This window comes from Nibricoccus aquaticus (genome assembly GCF_002310495.1).
In the GTDB taxonomy this organism is placed as follows: Bacteria; Verrucomicrobiota; Verrucomicrobiia; order Opitutales; family Opitutaceae; genus Nibricoccus; species Nibricoccus aquaticus.
In genome coordinates, this window is the sequence record NZ_CP023344.1 from 3,432,543 (window position 1) to 3,447,956 (window position 15,414).

The 15,414-nt window shown below is 62.6% G+C and carries 15 protein-coding genes; 11 read left to right on the forward strand and 4 right to left on the reverse strand.

Going from position 1 to position 15,414, the window contains the following annotated elements:
• Nucleotides 1-6: 6 nt before the first annotated feature.
• The gene (locus CMV30_RS13740; RefSeq protein WP_096056571.1) at nucleotides 7-1,026 is read right to left on the reverse strand and encodes a COX15/CtaA family protein; all 1,020 of its coding nucleotides are present in this window, start codon (nucleotides 1,024-1,026) and stop codon (nucleotides 7-9) included.
• Between the two features lie 86 nt (nucleotides 1,027-1,112).
• On the opposite strand from CMV30_RS13740, the gene CMV30_RS13745 reads away from it, so the two are divergent.
• The 8 genes from CMV30_RS13745 (at nucleotide 1,113) to CMV30_RS13780 (ending at nucleotide 8,966) form a co-directional block, all read left to right on the forward strand.
• Nucleotides 1,113-2,006 carry an SCO family protein gene (locus CMV30_RS13745; RefSeq protein ID WP_096056572.1) on the forward strand — a complete coding sequence of 298 codons (894 nt, stop codon included), beginning with the start codon at nucleotides 1,113-1,115 and terminating at the stop codon, nucleotides 2,004-2,006.
• Between the two features lie 89 nt (nucleotides 2,007-2,095).
• Nucleotides 2,096-3,019: a hypothetical protein gene (locus CMV30_RS13750; RefSeq protein WP_217494504.1), complete on the forward strand. Its 924-nt coding sequence runs from the start codon at nucleotides 2,096-2,098 to the stop codon at nucleotides 3,017-3,019.
• A gap of 149 nt (nucleotides 3,020-3,168) precedes the next feature.
• A complete protein-coding gene (locus CMV30_RS13755) occupies nucleotides 3,169-3,549 on the forward strand; it encodes a hypothetical protein (protein WP_096056574.1) in 381 nt (126 codons plus the stop codon).
• Between the two features lie 65 nt (nucleotides 3,550-3,614).
• A complete protein-coding gene (locus CMV30_RS13760; RefSeq protein WP_096056575.1) occupies nucleotides 3,615-4,163 on the forward strand; it encodes a DUF2937 family protein in 549 nt (182 codons plus the stop codon).
• Nucleotides 4,164-4,249: 86 nt separating this feature from the next.
• The gene (locus CMV30_RS13765; RefSeq protein ID WP_096056576.1) at nucleotides 4,250-6,211 is read left to right on the forward strand and encodes a DUF294 nucleotidyltransferase-like domain-containing protein; all 1,962 of its coding nucleotides are present in this window, start codon (nucleotides 4,250-4,252) and stop codon (nucleotides 6,209-6,211) included.
• Nucleotides 6,208-6,891: a 3'-5' exonuclease gene (locus CMV30_RS13770; RefSeq protein ID WP_096056577.1), complete on the forward strand. Its 684-nt coding sequence runs from the start codon at nucleotides 6,208-6,210 to the stop codon at nucleotides 6,889-6,891. Before CMV30_RS13765 ends, CMV30_RS13770 begins: the two co-directional genes overlap by 4 nt.
• A 224-nt stretch (nucleotides 6,892-7,115) precedes the next feature.
• Nucleotides 7,116-7,913 carry a hypothetical protein gene (locus CMV30_RS13775; protein WP_138223301.1) on the forward strand — a complete coding sequence of 266 codons (798 nt, stop codon included), beginning with the start codon at nucleotides 7,116-7,118 and terminating at the stop codon, nucleotides 7,911-7,913.
• A gap of 111 nt (nucleotides 7,914-8,024) precedes the next feature.
• Complete coding sequence (locus tag CMV30_RS13780) at nucleotides 8,025-8,966, forward strand: transporter (RefSeq protein WP_138223302.1); 942 nt, start codon at nucleotides 8,025-8,027, stop codon at nucleotides 8,964-8,966.
• A gap of 125 nt (nucleotides 8,967-9,091) precedes the next feature.
• Here the strand turns inward: CMV30_RS13780 and CMV30_RS13785 are convergent, their stop codons facing one another.
• Genes CMV30_RS13785 through CMV30_RS13795 form a run of 3 tightly spaced genes read right to left on the reverse strand, consistent with a single transcriptional unit; the run spans nucleotide 9,092 to nucleotide 12,134 of the window.
• A complete protein-coding gene (locus CMV30_RS13785) occupies nucleotides 9,092-10,210 on the reverse strand; it encodes a WcbI family polysaccharide biosynthesis putative acetyltransferase (protein WP_096056580.1) in 1,119 nt (372 codons plus the stop codon).
• Between the two features lie 11 nt (nucleotides 10,211-10,221).
• Complete coding sequence (locus tag CMV30_RS13790; protein ID WP_096056581.1) at nucleotides 10,222-10,473, reverse strand: acyl carrier protein; 252 nt, start codon at nucleotides 10,471-10,473, stop codon at nucleotides 10,222-10,224.
• Nucleotides 10,470-12,134, reverse strand: a complete 1,665-nt coding sequence (locus CMV30_RS13795; RefSeq protein WP_175414880.1) for an AMP-binding protein — start codon at nucleotides 12,132-12,134, stop codon at nucleotides 10,470-10,472. Before CMV30_RS13795 ends, CMV30_RS13790 begins: the two co-directional genes overlap by 4 nt.
• Nucleotides 12,135-12,295: 161 nt before the next feature.
• Between CMV30_RS13795 and CMV30_RS13800 the strand changes: the two genes are divergently transcribed.
• Genes CMV30_RS13800 through CMV30_RS13810 form a run of 3 tightly spaced genes read left to right on the forward strand, consistent with a single transcriptional unit; the run spans nucleotide 12,296 to nucleotide 15,230 of the window.
• Entirely contained in the window at nucleotides 12,296-13,387 is a 1,092-nt protein-coding gene (locus CMV30_RS13800; RefSeq protein ID WP_096056583.1) for an alpha-hydroxy acid oxidase, read from the forward strand.
• Nucleotides 13,375-14,517 (forward strand): dual-specificity RNA methyltransferase RlmN, encoded by a 1,143-nt coding sequence (gene rlmN, locus CMV30_RS13805; protein ID WP_245844204.1) that lies wholly within the window; start codon nucleotides 13,375-13,377, stop codon nucleotides 14,515-14,517. The genes CMV30_RS13800 and rlmN overlap by 13 nt, the downstream gene beginning before the upstream one ends.
• Nucleotides 14,514-15,230 carry a hypothetical protein gene (locus CMV30_RS13810; RefSeq protein ID WP_096056584.1) on the forward strand — a complete coding sequence of 239 codons (717 nt, stop codon included), beginning with the start codon at nucleotides 14,514-14,516 and terminating at the stop codon, nucleotides 15,228-15,230. Before rlmN ends, CMV30_RS13810 begins: the two co-directional genes overlap by 4 nt.
• The last annotated feature ends 184 nt before the right edge of the window (nucleotides 15,231-15,414 follow it).

Genomic DNA, 15,414 nt, shown 5'->3' on the forward strand with positions numbered 1-15,414 from the left:
TGCGCGTTACGAGGAGGCGCGGGAAGGTTCGCCGAAACGGGTTTCGACTTCGCCTTCGATGACGCCGCGGTGGAGCCACCACGTGAGAAGAAAGGTCGTCGCGAGGACGCACGCGCCGACGGTGACGTGGGCGGTGGTGTAGTTGACGCCGCGTTGGGTCCAGATGACGGAGATGCCGAGGGCGATCTGGAGCGCGAGCAGGCAGATCATGGCGAGCGAGAGATTTTTCACGGCGCTGCTGGAGGCGCGGTCGCGCCAGACGGCGGCGACGAGCCAGCCGAGGACGAACGTGAGGATGACGGCCAGGATGCGGTGGGCGAAATTGAGAGCGACCTGGTAGTTCCAGTATTGGGGGAGCCAGTCGCCGGCGGGGGTCGAATGCGGGAAGGTCGGGATGGCGAGGCCGGCGTTGTTGTGACGCATGGAGGCGGCGATCACGAGCTGGACGATGACGAGTGTGGTGGCGAGGCGGGCGAACTGGCGGAGGCGCGGTTCGGTCGGCTCGACCTGGGGTTTCGACTCGATCCAGCGTTTCGAGAGGGCGGCGGCGATCGCGAATAGGATGCAGACGTAGAGGTGGGCGAGGATGCCGTGGGGGATGCGGAGCATTTGCCCGAGGGTCATCTCGAAGCCGGGGACGTCGATGGAGTCGAGGAGGACGCGTTTGCCGCCGAGGACGCCTTGAATGATGACAATCGCGAGTGCCCACCAGGCGAGTTTGCGGAGCCAGCCGCGGGAATCTGTGCGGCCGACCCAGACGGCGAGCGCGATGGTGATGAAGCCCATGATCATGCCGCTGAGCCGGTGCGAGTGCTCGGCAAACATGTCGGGGTTCACGAGCCAGCCGTGGGGGTTGACGGAACCGTTGGAGAGAGGCCAGTCGGAGAAAGCCATGCCGGCGCCGATGGTGGTGGTGAGAGCGCCGAGCGTCACGAGCACGAAGACCCAAGCGCTGCCGAGGGCGGCGAACCACGCTAGGGCGGGACGGTAGGCGGTGGTGCGATGATCGAGTGCGGACGTGGACATGAGGCGGGCTTCAGGAAAAAAGAAGCGCGGACCCTACCGGGCGCAAAGCCTTTGACAAATCTTTCCCCGGGGAAATCGGTAGGCGGATGCGTTTTTCCCGAGTCTGGTTATCGAGCCTGGTGGTGTTGGTAGCGTTGAGCGCGCCGGCGTGTTCGAAGCGCGGGGAAACGTCGCCGGCGGTGCAGGCGGAGAAACGTTATCCGCTCACAGGTGAGATCCTCGCCGTGGATGCGGACAAGAATGTGCTGCGGGTGAAGCACGAAAAAATCGAAGGCTACATGCCGGCGATGACGATGGAGTTTCTGGTGTCGCTCGGTGACGCGAAGCTGGCGAAGGCGGGGCAGCGGATTCGCGCGGAGATGGTGGAGCAGGCGGACGGAGAATTCCGGCTGGAGAAAATCTGGCCGGCGTCGACTGCGGAGGTCGCGAAGATCGAGGCGGCGGCGAATGCGCTGACGCAGGAAACGGTGGCGATGGGGCGCGGGGCGTATCGAGAAATCGGGGAGCGGGCACCGCAGTTTTCGTTGTTCGATCAGGACGGGCGGGTGGTGGAGAGTCAGCGGTTTCGCGGGAAGCAGGTGATGATTTGTTTTATCTTCACGCGGTGTCCGGTGGCGAAGATGTGTCCGGCGGCGGTGGCGCGTTTCCAGCAGACGCAGAAGCTGGCGCGCGAGGCGGGGGTGACGGATCTGGAGCTGATCTCGTTCTCGCTCGATCCGGAGTATGACACGCCGGGGATTTTGAAGGAGTACACGATCCAGCGCGGGATCGACACGAGTAATTATTCGTTTCTCACGGGGCCTCAGATGGCGATCAAGAGCCTGCTGCAGCAATTCGGAATTTTGACGGAGATGCAGGGGGATCTGCTCAATCACACGGCGGCGACGTTGTTGCTGGATGGGACAGGGCGGATCATCCACCGGGCGGATGGGAGCGAGTGGGATGTGCAGGATTTTGTGGGGAGGATGAAGAAGTCGTGAGCGGGCGTGTGAATGATGGTGAAACGACTGCTACGGTTTTGCGGGGTGGGGGCACCCCGCCTACAGCTCGGCAGTGGAGGCAGATCGCGTTGATCACGGCCGGGGCGGTGGCGTTGTACGCGGGATTTCGCGTGCTGCCGACGGGGACGAATTTGAATCACATCGATTTTCGCACGGGCGGAAGTCCGGGGAGCCTGGAGATGTGCGATCCGTCGAATCCGCAGTTCATCCCGGTGATGGCGGTGCGTTCGCCGGTGAGCATGACGATCGCGACGGAGGGCGCGGCGGCGCAGGCGGGACGGGAAGTGCGTGGAGTCGCGAGACTGGCGACGGCGAGCGGGAAGGCGATCGGGCCGGTTGATCTCGCGGTGATGCATACGCGCAAGCTGCACCTGCTGGTGGTCGATCCGTCGCTGGGGGATTATCAGCATCTGCATCCGGAGCCGGGGGCGAAGGATGGGGAGTGGGTTTTTGCGTTCACGCCGAAGAGCGGCGGGCTGTATCGGATTTTTGCGGACTTCACGCCGACGGCGACGGGGCGCGGGCTTTATGCGGGAGCGGATCTGGAGGTGGCGGCTGCTTCGGGTGAGCGCGACGCGGGTGTGATGGCGACGGTTTTGCGGGGTGTGGGCACCCCGCCTACAACGGAGGCAGCGGAGGGGATGCGGGTCGTGCGGGACGGGCATGTGTTTGCGTTGAAGGTGGAGGGCGGTGAGTTGCGGGCGGGGGTGGTGGCGGATCTGGCGTTTACGATCACGCGGGCGGATGGGGGCGAGGTGGCGTTGGAGCCGGTGATGGATGCGTATGCGCATCTGGTGGCGTTCGACGAGGGGCGGAGCGGGTTCGCGCATTTGCATCCGAACGAGGGCGATCTTTCGAGGCGGCCGGATGCGAGGGAGCCGCGGCTGACGTTTAAGATCACGATCCCGCAGCGCGGGCGTTATGTGATCTGGGCGCAGGTGAATCTCGGCGGGGTGGAGCGGTTTGTGCCGTTTCCGGTCGAGGTAAAGTAGGCGTGGGGACAGCGCGTTTTGCTGGTCAAAAAGCTGTACACTTGGGCGAGGTGGTCAGCGGTGACTTGAATGCAGGGGCGGGCGTGTCGATTTTTTGGGCGTCGTCAGATCCAGCGCGTCACGGGACGGGCGGGACAAAACGATACGCCATGGAAAATCTACACTTTGTCTTCGCCGCTTCGCCCGCATTGCCCACCGCCGTTTCGCCTTTGTCGGAAGTGATCGCGTGGAGTTTGTGGCGCGCGACGCAGGCGAATGTGCGCGATCTGCTCTTCGAGGAATCGGAGCGCGGGCTGTGCGTGAAGCATTTTGTTGAAGAGAAGATCACGTCGCGTTGCTCGTACGTGGAGGTCGCGTGTTTCCCGCATTTGCGTGGAGCGCCTTTGCACGATCTGCCGTCGAAGGGCGGCGGCACGGCGATCAGTGGCGCGAGCCGCTGGCGGCTTCGTTTCTGGACGGGGCAGAAGAGCGAGAATGGTCCAGCTCCGGCGTGTACGCTGGTGCAGCTGGTGCCGTTTGCGGAAGTGTGAGCGCGAAGGATTGAGCGAGCGGGAAGGCGGCTTGCGGCGGGAGGCGGTTTGCGCACGGTGGGCGCATGAAAATCGGAAGCGCTGTGCTCGGAACGGGGGAGAAGCTTTTGGATCGCGCGTTGTGCGTGGGCGGAGCGGTGATTTTTTCGCAGGCGCCGGAGTTCATGCAGCAGTATTTGCAGCGGCTCGGCGGGCATCTAGATGAGGCGCGGCGGCAGTTGGAGCAGTTTAAGAAAGTGGCGGCGCAGTCGGGGATTTCGCTGGAGCAGTTCATCGCGCAGACGAATGCGAACTCGGATACGGCGGTGGCGAAGCTGGGCGGCGTGATGAGCGAGGCGAGTGTGCGGGTGGAGCATCTGGAGACGGCGCAGGCGGCGATCGCGGGGGCGTCGCCACTGACCCGGCCGTTTGCGTTTTTGCAGCACGTGGATGCGGAGATCGCGAACGCGACGTGGAGTTTCTACAAGCCGGCGGTGCCGACGACGATTGAAGGGGCGCTGTATGCACTCGTGGGAATGGCAGTGCTGCTGGGGATTTATTATGGGCTGATCAAGGCGCCGTGCTCGCGGTTTATCGCACGGCGGCGGGCGAAGACTGCGGTGCAGGCGGCGTGAGCAGGCCAGCATCGAAGCGGGTGCGTCGAGATTCCTGATTGTGGCGGGCCTGACCTGCGCTAGGACAGAGCGCACGTTACCATCCCATGGGTTCTTCTCGCAATGTCATCCCCGACCGCATCGCTGACGCGCTGCGGCGTTTCCCTCCTTTCTCGATGCTGCAAGCCAGCGAAGTTTCCGCGCTCGCGGCGGAGGCGGATGTGTGGGTGGTGCCGTCGGGAGACAATGTGTGGAAGCAGGGCGACCGGCCGGGGAACGAAGTGCTGTTTCTCGCGCAGGGGCGCGTCGAGTATGTGTGGAATAACGAGGGCCGCAGCGATCGCGTGGATGTGCGCGATGTGGGCGATGTGCTCGGGCTGAGCGCGCTGATGCGCAGCGAGCCGTTCCGTGTCACGGCGCAGGCGGTGGAGGACAGTTTGTTTTACGGGCTGCCGTGGGAAAAATTCAAACCGTTGCTGGAGCACAACGACGCGGCGCGGAACTATGCGCGGCGGCATATGTTCTGGGCGGTGCGCGTGGGGAGCCAGATCGAGTATTCGGAGCCGACGGAGTCGAGCGTGGCGGGGCGGGCGAAGAATATTTTGCAGGCGCATCTCGACGGCGCGCAGATCGTGCAGCCGAGGCCGCTGGAGCGGTTGCTGGTGTGTCCGCTGAACGCGACGGTGGAGGAGGCGGCGACGTTGATGTCGAGCAAGCGGCTGCCGTCGATTCTGGTAGTCGATGATGAGCGAAGGCCGTTGGGAATCGTGACGAGCAACACGCTCGTGAAAAACGTGATCGTGGACGGCATGGATAAGAAGGCGCCGGTCTCGAAGATTATGGCGAAACCGGTGTTCACGGTTTCACCGCATTCGTCGGCGACGGCGGCAATCCTGACGATGTTACGCGAGCGTATCGGGCAAGTGGTCGTCACGGAAGACGGCACGCCGAAGACGAAGGCGCTCGATGTCTGCACGCACAAAGATCTGCTGGCGCAGAGCGGGCATCATCCGGCGGGGTTGTTGCGCGAGATCCGATACGCGAAGTCGGATGCGCGTTTCCGTGAGCTGTGCGACGAGATCGAGGCGATCGCGCGGAGTTATTTGGAAGCGGGGGTGTCGGCGATCTACCTTGGGCAGATTTGCGCGGAGCTGTACGATGAACTTTTGCAGCGGATGCTGACCCTCGCGATCGATGAACTCGAAGACGATGGCGTGAAGCTGCCGAAAGTGGACTGGGCCTGGATGTCGGTCGGCAGCGACGGGCGGCGCGAGCAGGTGCTGCGGACGGACATGGACAACGCGATGGTTTTCGCGGCGAGCGGATCGGCCGAGGAAGACGAACGGGCGCGGGGGATTTTCACGCAGCTGGCGACGATCGTCGTGAACAAATTGGTGGGGGCGGGATTCGCGCGCTGCCAGGGCGGCGTGATGGCGCTGAATCCGCGCTGGTGCCGCACGGACAAGGAATGGATCGAGGAGATTCAAGGCGTGGATGCGTTCACCGATGGCGACGGGTTATTGCGCGCGCTGGTGCTGTTTGATCTGCGGTTCGTCGCGGGCGAGCGCGAGCTGTGCGACAAGTTGAGAGAAAAAATCTATGCGAGCGTGGGGGCGAATCTGCCGCTGCAACAACGGCTGGCGGAGCTGATCGTGGATTCGACGCCGCCGCTGAATTTCATCGGGCGGCTGGTGGTGGAGGCGTTTGGTGGCGGCGACGAGGAGTTTGATTTGAAGTCGCGCGGGATGGCTCCGCTGCGGGATGCGGCGCGCCTTTTCTCGCTGCACTATAAACTCAACCGGCGCTACTCGACGGGCGGACGCTGGGATGAGCTGCGGCGGACGGTGCCGGAGCGCGCGGAGATGGCGGGACTGGCGCGCGAGGCTTATGAGTTTTTGCTGCGGTTGAGAAATCTCAACGGGCTGCGGCGGGGCGATTCGGGGCGTCACCTCGACCCGGCGAGTCTGACGAAGCTGGAGCGCGCGCAGCTCGGGAATGTTTTCGATGTGGTGCGCACGGTGCAGCAGGCGGTGAAGCTGGAATTTCAGGCGGAGGCGAAGCGGTTATGAGCTGGTTCTTCGGACGGAAAAAACTGGAGCCGTTTCTCCAGGCGTACATCGACGGGACTGAAAAAAAGGTGGCGGAGAAAACGCTGCTGCCCGACATGCGTTTCGTGGCGCTGGATGCGGAGACGACGGGCTTCGACACGGGGAAGGACCGGATGCTTTCGCTGGCGATCATCGAGGTGAAGGGCGGGCGGTTGCAGGTGGCTAGCTCGACGGCGTGGCTGATTTATCAGGCGACGGCACCGATGAGCTCGGCGGTTTCGGTGCATGGTATCCTGCCGTCGGAGACGGCAACGGGACGGCTGGAGGCGGATATTTTGAGGGATTTGCTGCCACGGTTGCAGGGGGCGGTGCTGGTGGGGCATCACGTGGCGTTTGACGCGACGATGATCACGGCGGCGTTGAAACGGCACTACGGAGTGGCGCTGCGGAATCCGCTGCTGGACACAGCGAACCTGGCGATGATCGCGGTGGATGCGTTTGCGAAAACGGGTTATCCGGGGCAGCGGGCGCCGTCTCTCGACGAAGTGTGCGCGCAATGCGGCATCCCACCGGTGGAGCGGCACACGGCGGAGGGCGATGCATTCACGACAGCGATGTTGTTTCTGACGTTGTGCGCGCGGCTGCAGAGGAATCTGGGGCGGCCCCTGAAGGCGGGAGATTTGCCGCTGACGCGCGTGTGAGGGAGCTTGTGCAAATGAGGCGCACGAGAAACGTGCGAATTGCACAAATTTGGTCTCAGAGGAATTGCATGTCGCAGCTTTTGAGCCTTAGAAAACTTCTAGGTTTTTTTGCTAAGCGAGTTCTTAAGTATTCTGATTGGCAGTTGATTACGAATTAAAATGGCTCATGCGAAGCCGCAGTAGGAACGGGATGTGATGAATGGTGTGCTGAAAGGCATACCACCATGAAAAATACAAAAACTCCCCGTCAGCTTCTTGTTTTGTCCCTCGTCACCCTTCTCGCTCCCGCCGCTTGGGCGCAGGTCGGCGGTACGGTTAACGCCACCACCAACGCTGCGACTAATGCCGCAGCTAACGCGAACGCCGCCGCCCAGCGGCAAGTCGCGGCTCCTGCTGCTGCCACCTCAGCTGGTGTTACCGCTGGTGCTCAAAATGCAGCTAACGCTGCCACCCGCCCAGTTTCGGGCGCAGTTAACGCTGGCGTGAATGCCGGTGCGAACGCCGGCGCGAATGTGAATGCGACGCGTCCGCTGCAAAGCGGTGCGGCGGTTAATTCGTCCGTGACTGGTAACGTAGCCCCCGCTGTGCAGACGAGCAGTGGTATGGTCACTGGTACCGCAGGCGGCACGATCGGAGCGTCGCTCAACACGGCTGAAACGACCGCGCAGATCCGCCAGGCGGGTGTTGAAACGCGTAAGGCAGTTTTGACTACAGTCGATTCCCGGATCGATGCCACGGAGAAGTCGGTTGATCGTCTCCAGCGTTCGGCCCGCCGCCTCGAAGGCGATATTCGCGACCGCGCCAATGCGGCCATCGACGATGCCAAGGCCAAGGAAAAGACCGTGCGCGGCAGCTTGAAGGCTGCGCGTAAAGCGGGTGCTGAAGAATGGTCTGAGGCGCGTGAGCGTCTCGCTGCTGATTACGAAGCTTATTCGCAATCGGCCGCGAGTGCGGAAGCCAGCATCGGCTCGCTCGAAACACGTGGCACCGCTCAGAGCACGAGCTCAGCTGTGCGCGAATAAAACAAACGATCCTCCAGATCACTTCACTAACACGCCTGTTCTACGCGACTGGCCCGTCCGGTGTTTCCCGCCGGACGGGCCGATTGGCGGACAGCCATTTTCCCACTTCTTATGATCTCCCCACGCACGTTTATCGCCTTTGCGGGCGGCATCACATTCGCCGGAGCTTTGCTGGCACAAACGACAGCTACTTCTGAAAACAATAACACTACCGAGGCTGCGCCTTCATCGGTTGAGTCCGCCGCACCGGCGGAGGTGGTTGGGCCGGTCAACAGCATGCAGGTTGGGACGGGTTTCGATTACAGCCGCGGCTCTTATGGGTTTGCTGAAGACACTGAGGTTTTTTCCGTACCGCTGCTGCTCACGTACAACGTGGAAAAGTGGGTGCTGCGCGCGAGCGTTCCCTATCTCAAGATCAAGGGGCCTGCCGATGCAGTTGGGACAACAGGTGCGAGCGGTGGCGGCGGAAGCGGATCGAGCAGCGGTTTATCGGGTGTTGTGCCGGGGCTGCCTGGATCGACATCTGGAGGCACAACGAGTGCGAGCACGCCGGCCCGGCCTGTTTCCAATTCTGAATCGGGAATTGGCGACGTGATGCTCGGCGCGACGCGCATGTTGGGTCCGGTGATCGGACCGGTGCAGGTCGATCTGACTGCCCGGGTGAAGCTACCGACTGCGGATGAAGCCAAAGGGCTTGGTACTGGCGAAACGGACTACTACGCGCAGGCGGATTTTTATTATGCGGGCCAGACGTTCATTCCGTTCGCGACGCTGGGATACCGGTTCATGACGGACAGCGATCTCTATGCATTAGAGAATGGCGCGTACGCGTCGTTGGGCTCTGCTTATCGTTTAACCGATACCACACGCGCGGGAGTCTCGCTCGACTGGCGCCAGAAGATTGTGGACGGCGGGGACGATGCGACGGAAGTGTCGGTCTTTGTGGCCCACGATTTCAGCCCACGCTGGAATTTGATTCTGTACGCACTCACCGGCTTCACCGACGCGAGTCCCGATTTCGGCACGGGTGGCAGTGTGAGTTATCGTTTCTAAATTTTTAAGACTTCCGGGGTGGTGCCCGGTTAGGGAAACCAAGCCGCGTGGCCTTCGGGTTGCGCGGCTTTTCCTTTTTTTCGCAGCGCGAGCGCGAGGTTATTTAGGCGTGGATCGGAGGCGGTCTATTTCGATCTGCTGCGGAGATTCATCACACGAGCGAGCTCCTCGTGAATGGGTTTATAGTCGGGGTTGGACTGGAGGTGATAACGAAGAATTTTTTCGGCATCCAGCAGGCGATTTTGCCGTACCGCGAGCCGTGCTGCCGTGAGCAGGAACTCCGGAATCGTCGGGAAGATCGTGGCGGCTTCAAAAAGGATGAATTCCGCCTCTGGGAAATTGCCGTGTCTGCACGCTTGCTGCGCGCGGTCCATCCAGACGCGCGGGGAAGAGCCGAAGGGAATCGCGGTGCGGTGCGCGTACGCCTCGATGTACTCCGCGTGGGTGAGATACGCCGAGCGATAACGCCAGCGCTGGTCGGGACGGCACCAGCAAAGGGCGAAGTGGGAAATGACCTGGGGATGCAGGGGGATTTCTTCGTCTCCGAAAATATCGTAGCGAATTTTGAGGTCAGCGCTTGGTGTGAGGTCTGGCGTGGTACCGAGGAGAAACGCGAGGACGTGACGGTAGAGCACGTCGAACAGGTGGCGGTTGGGGTGATTGATCGTGGCGAAAAGCTGGCGCTGGCGGAACGAGGTTTCGAGCAGTGGAGCGACCGCAAAATCCGACTGAAGGTCGTTGTGGCGGAGCTCGGCAAAGCTGCGCTCCAGGAGGCGATCAAGTGGGAATAGTTTTAGAAGGTCGGTCTCCAAGTATCGCCGACCAATCTCTGCGGCGGGAATGCCCTGATTCAAAAGCCGGAGCACCAGGCTGTCGCCGTACGGATAGCGGCCATAGGGCATGCCCTCTTCGGGCTGGTTGCGTGGATCGCTGCAATGAAGAGGCCAGAGAAATTTGAGCGACAGCGCGGGATAACGAAATTGGCGGCAGTCGGGCTGCAGGTGCTCGATGAAGTCCGGCGCAGGAAACCCCGCGGCTGTCTGCCAGATCACCGCATCGAGGGATCGCAGATAATCATTATCGGCGAGCGGATTGCCTGGGGGTGGATCGCCGAAGCTTAAGACGTTTTGAATATCGAAATGCGACGTGACGGCGGGATTTGCCTGGAGCTGTTGAAACACGCCCACGCTCTGGCAATTGCCGTAGAGAAGAACCCTGCGCTTTGGAGAGGAGGAGTCGGACATCGGCCGGGCGATTAGCGGCGTTGGGAGGTGACGTCGGCGATGAGGTCAACGAGGTCGCCCACGTTTTTGAGCGCCAGCGTACGATCAACCGGAAGGGTGCAGGCAAAGGCATCCTCGAGCGCGATGAGGATGATCGTGTGAGACAGAGAATCCCATCCGCGGACCTGCATGGCTTTGGTGTCACGTGTGAGAACGACTGGGCCTGATTGCAGGGCATCGCTGACGATGGCTGAAACGCGGGCTAGGATTTCATCGGAGTTCATGGCGAAGCTGGGGGCTGGGTCTGGCCGGAGAGCTGGCGTTGGTATTTGAGAAGATTTTCCGCGCGGCTGATTTTCCCGCTGGTGGTTTTCACCAGCCAGCCGGCGGCCACCAAGGCGACGTCATAGGGAAGAAGGCCCGCCTGGTTAAGCAGAGTTTGTTTGATCGAATCCGAAAGCGCGGAGGTCTGCGCAGTCGTCTCCGCAACAATGACGATTTCCTCACTGCCGACTGCGGCGCGATAAAGACCGAGGGCAACGACGCGGCCGGGATGGACGCCCTCGACCTGACTGACGAGGTGCTCGATGTCGTGCGCGTAGTAGTTGCGGCCATGGACAATGATGAGGTCGTTGGTGCGGCCGGTGACATAGAGCTCGCCCTCGTGTATGAATCCGAGGTCGCCGGTGTGATACCAGCCGCCGCGCAGTTTACGGGCGGTCTCTTCGGGGAGGTGATAGTAGCCTGAGAAAAGATAATCGCCGGCGAGGGCAATTTCACCGACGCGATTTTCGGGAAGCACGTCGCCCGCCTCGTCAACGATGCGAAGTTGAAGCCCGGGGAGGACGGCTCCGTTGGAGAGAAACCGTTGGTGCTGTTTATCGGTCGCGACGAGTTCGATGCTGCGGGCCGTGCGGAGTTTTTCGGAGCACACGGCAAGCACGCCGGGCGGGCGAGCGAGAGCGGTCTGGGTAACGGCGAAAACGGTTTCCGCCATGGCGTAGCACACGTGGAAGTTTTCGCGGCGAACGCCATATGCGGAGAATTTCAGAGTGAAGGCTTCGAGCGTTTCGGCGCGGCAGGGTTCAGAGCAATCGATCCATGCGCGCATCGATGAGAGATCGAGCGTGGGCGCGGGGCGAACGGTGCGGCAGAGATGTTGAAAGGCAAAGTTGGGCTGCCAGCAGAGTGTCGCGCGGTACTTTTGAATAGCGTCGAGAAGCAGGCGTGGAGCGGCCACCCACTCAAAAGGGTCCAGCATGACGACCGGGGTTCCGGTGACTAGTGGCGTGAGGAAACACGCGATCAATCCCATGTCGTGATAAAGTGGCAGCCATGACGCGATGACGTCCTTGGAGGGATCGAGACGCAGCGCGCTGGAATAAACCTCTATCTGGCGAAGGATCGCGCGATGGCTCAGCGCGACGCCTTTTTTCAGACCAGTCGTGCCTGAGCTGTGCTGAAGGAGGGCGACCGATTCATCGGTGATCGGCGGGATCGGAACCGGGACGGATGATGAAACCTGTGCGACATCCTCGATGGCGAGAAGCCGCAAGGAAAGCCCGGGGATGTTTTCGTGGATCAGAGTTTCATACTCTCGCGTGGTGAGGAGGGCACCGGCGCCGATGCGCGCGAAGAGCTTTTGGTGCGAAGACCAATAGAGCCCCTGCTCCTGCTTGTCGGTGCGCGGGGGCATGAACGATGGGATCACGCCGGCGAGCATGGCGCCCATGAACGACGCGAAGAGATCGGTTGAGTGAGGCAGTACGATGAGGACCACTTCGCCCGGTTGAAGACCGCTCTGCCTATAAAAACGGGCATACCGCTGCGATGAGTGCCAGAGATCGGCGTAGGTCAGTTCGGTTTCCCGGCCTCCTTGAAGAAAGCGGCAAAACAGCCGCTGAGGATCGGACGCAAAACGTGAAAGCGGATTTAGTAAGGACACAATCGGCGGCGGGGTTTCGAGTGCCGGATACTGACCCGAAGAAGTATACGCTGGGCTTTGAAGTTAAACGCAAGCTGTGCGACGTATGAGTGACTGGCGTTCTGGCAGCGGAGCGGGGAGTTGTGTTGGATGGGGCGATGTGTTGAAACGTGCGGCTTCGCATGTCCCACGCGCCCATCATTCCGCACGAAGTTGTTTCGCTGGCTGATTACGAGCCGCTGGCGCGGGCGCGGATTGAGGCGGGGGCGTGGGAGTATATCGCGGGCGGGGCGGCGGATGAACTCACGCTGCGGGAGAACCGGGCGGCGTTTGATCGGGTGAAGATTTTGCCGCGCGTGCTGGAAGACATGGCGGGCGCAAACACGCGGGTGGAGCTGCTCGGGCGGACGTGGGAGACGCCGATTTTTTTGGCGCCGGTCGCTTATCAAAAACTCGCGCACGCGGATGGGGAAATCGCGACGGCGTTGGGTGCGGCGGCGATGAAGACGGGAATGATTTTGAGCACGCAGGCGGGGGTGAGCGTGGAGGATTTTGGGAAGAGCGCGCAGGGGCCGTGGTGGTTTCAGCTGTATATCCAGCATGACCGCGCGTTCACGAAAGCGCTGGTGCAGCGGGCGGAGGCGGCGGGGGCGGAGGCGCTGGTCGTCACGGTGGATGCGCCGGTGCATTTGCGGAATCGCGAGCAGCGGGCGCGGTGGCGGATTCCGGCGGAGGCGGAGCCGGTGAATCTGCGCGGGCTGGCGGCGGCTCCGGCGCGCGGGGCGGATGAAGAGAACTCGATTTTCAATGCGGCAGGGTTGGCGCTGGCGGCGACGTGGAAGGATGTGGAGTGGCTGCGCTCGTTCGCAAAGGTGCCGGTGATCTTGAAGGGGATTTTGTCCGCGGATGACGCTGAGCTGGCGGTGAAGGCGGGCGTGGCGGGCGTGATTGTTTCGAATCATGGTGGGCGGACGCTCGATACGGTGCCGGCGACGATCGACGCGCTGCCGCGCGTGGTGGAGCGCGTGGCGGGGAGAGTGCCGGTGCTCATGGATGGCGGCGTGCGGCGGGGGACGGATGTATTCAAGGCGCTGGCACTGGGGGCGAATGCGGTGTTGATCGGGCGGCCTTATGTGTGGGGGCTGGCGGCGGCGGGGCCGGTGGGCGTGGCGCATGTGTTGCGGATTTTGCGCGCGGAGCTGGAAGTGGCGATGGTGCTGGCGGGGTGTCCGACGGTGGGGCGGATCACGAAGGAGGCGTTGTGGAAGCCGTGAGCGCGGATGCGAAGATGGAAGCGAACGCGGAGTCGCGGCGGACGCTGTCGGATTTGTCGGTGGGCGAGCTGGAGGCGTGGCTGGCGGAGAGCGGGTTCAAGGCGTCGCACGCGGAGGCGTTGTTGCGGGCGTATTATGAAAGCGGCGACGAAGCGGGCTGGGGAGAGATGCTGTTGCCGCGTGGGCTGGTGGAGAAGTTGCGCGGGGAGTTTTTGGTGAACCGGCCGGAGCAAGTGGCGCGGCAGGTGGCGGAGGATGGAACGACGAAGCTGCTCTTGAAGCTGCGCGACGGGCGGACGGTGGAGACGGTGATGATGACGGATTTTCGCGAGGACCGGGTGGCGGGTTGCGTGTCGTCGCAGGTGGGGTGCGCGATGGGATGCGATTTTTGCGCGACGACGAAGACGGGCTTTGAACGGAATCTGACGACGGGGGAAATCGTGGAGCAGTTTCTGGCGTTAAGGCGCGAGGCGGCGGCGGTGGGGAAGAACGTGCAGACGCTGGTGTTCATGGGCATGGGCGAGCCGATGCTGAATCTGGACAACGTGCTGGAAGCGGTGCGGCGGATCGCGCCGAACGAACTCGGGGCGCTGGGGTGGCGGCAGATCACAGTTTCGACGGTGGGGATCGTGCCGGGGATCGAGAAGATGATGGAGGCGAATTTGAATATCCATCTGGCGGTGTCGTTGCACGCGCCGGATGACGAGACGCGGGCGAAGTTGCTGCCGATGGGGAAGCGTTTTGGCGTGGAGGAAATCCTGGCGGCGGCGGACCGGTATCAGGCGAAGACGGGGCGGCCGGTGACGATCCAGTATTGTTTATTGAAGGGCGTGAATGATTCGCCGGAGCAGGCGCGGATGCTGGCGGAGCTGGTTGGCGCGCGGCGGATGCACGTGAATTTGCTTTGGTATAATCCGACAGGGCTGAGCTTGAAGGGCGTGGCTTACGAGCGGGCGGAGTCGGAGGCGGGCGAGGCGTTTGTGGCGGTGCTGCGCGAGCGGGGTGTGGTGGCGCATTTCCGTCGGCCGCGCGGGCGGGACATCGATGCGGCGTGCGGGCAGTTGCGGAGGCGGGCGGCGGGCCAGGACGTTGGAACAACGGAGAGTGGCGCGGGGTCGGAACGGGCATGAAAACCCAGGTGTTGGCGGCGTGTTTTGCGGCGACGGCCGCGGTGGCCGGCGGGGCTTTTGCGGCCGAGTCGGCGGTGGAGGGCGTGATGGAAGCGGAGTTTGTCGAGGTGCCGGCGGTGGAGAAAAAGAGCGCGGCGAAGATCGAGGCGGTGGCGAAGAAACCGGTGGAGGGATTTTGGGCGAAGCTGACGCCGGAGGAGCGGGCAGCGGTGGGCGTGGAAAAACTTTCGGAAGCGCAGCGGGCGGCGCTGGAGGCGATGATCGCGAAGGAAGTGAAGCTGGCGCGGCAGGGGAATGTGCGGGGATTCGCGGGGACGTTTATCAGCCGGCGGACGGACGAGGAGCGGGTGGCGGCAGGGCTGGGGATTTTAACGACGGGCGAGAAATATCAACTGGACCGGCAGGTATCGCGCGCGCTGGCGGCGACTCCGGCGCAGCCGCCGGTGTTGATCACGCGGCCGCCGTCGGAGGCGGACTTGTTGCTGAAGACGAGGTCCGATTGGGAGACGCACGGGTTCGTGCAGCTGGAGTACGGATTTGGGAGTGGGGACCGCGAGTACAAGGCGGCGACGCTGGGCGTCGAGCAGGTGAATGTGAAGACGGGGACGGCGTTTAACTTTGCCTACACCGTAGCGGAGGGCGACGGGCTGTGGTGGAATCGCGGGTACGGGATGGGCTGGCGGGGGCGGCCTTATGGGCCGTGGCGGTATTGAGGGATGCGGAGGAAGCGGAAGGGGCTGGGATGAGGGGGGGGGGGGGTTAACCGCGAATGGACGCCAATGGACGCGAATGTTTCGGAGGGGGAGGCTGAGGCAGCGCGGGTGGTTTTCGGAGGAGAGTTTTTTAACCACAGATTGCGCGGATGGGCACGGATGACGGAGGCGGAATGGGGGATTT

What these genes read in the sequence shown, in the direction of transcription:
- CMV30_RS13740 (WP_096056571.1), bottom strand. Translation starts at nt 1,026, where the DNA reads ATGTCCACGTCCGCACTCGATCATCGCACCACCGCCTACCGTCCCGCC.
- CMV30_RS13745 (WP_096056572.1), top strand. Translation starts at nt 1,113, where the DNA reads ATGCGTTTTTCCCGAGTCTGGTTATCGAGCCTGGTGGTGTTGGTAGCG.
- CMV30_RS13755 (WP_096056574.1), top strand. Translation starts at nt 3,169, where the DNA reads ATGGAAAATCTACACTTTGTCTTCGCCGCTTCGCCCGCATTGCCCACC.
- CMV30_RS13760 (WP_096056575.1), top strand. Translation starts at nt 3,615, where the DNA reads ATGAAAATCGGAAGCGCTGTGCTCGGAACGGGGGAGAAGCTTTTGGAT.
- CMV30_RS13765 (WP_096056576.1), top strand. Translation starts at nt 4,250, where the DNA reads ATGGGTTCTTCTCGCAATGTCATCCCCGACCGCATCGCTGACGCGCTG.
- CMV30_RS13770 (WP_096056577.1), top strand. Translation starts at nt 6,208, where the DNA reads ATGAGCTGGTTCTTCGGACGGAAAAAACTGGAGCCGTTTCTCCAGGCG.
- CMV30_RS13775 (WP_138223301.1), top strand. Translation starts at nt 7,116, where the DNA reads ATGAAAAATACAAAAACTCCCCGTCAGCTTCTTGTTTTGTCCCTCGTC.
- CMV30_RS13780 (WP_138223302.1), top strand. Translation starts at nt 8,025, where the DNA reads ATGATCTCCCCACGCACGTTTATCGCCTTTGCGGGCGGCATCACATTC.
- CMV30_RS13785 (WP_096056580.1), bottom strand. Translation starts at nt 10,210, where the DNA reads ATGTCCGACTCCTCCTCTCCAAAGCGCAGGGTTCTTCTCTACGGCAAT.
- CMV30_RS13790 (WP_096056581.1), bottom strand. Translation starts at nt 10,473, where the DNA reads ATGAACTCCGATGAAATCCTAGCCCGCGTTTCAGCCATCGTCAGCGAT.
- CMV30_RS13800 (WP_096056583.1), top strand. Translation starts at nt 12,296, where the DNA reads ATGTCCCACGCGCCCATCATTCCGCACGAAGTTGTTTCGCTGGCTGAT.
- CMV30_RS13810 (WP_096056584.1), top strand. Translation starts at nt 14,514, where the DNA reads ATGAAAACCCAGGTGTTGGCGGCGTGTTTTGCGGCGACGGCCGCGGTG.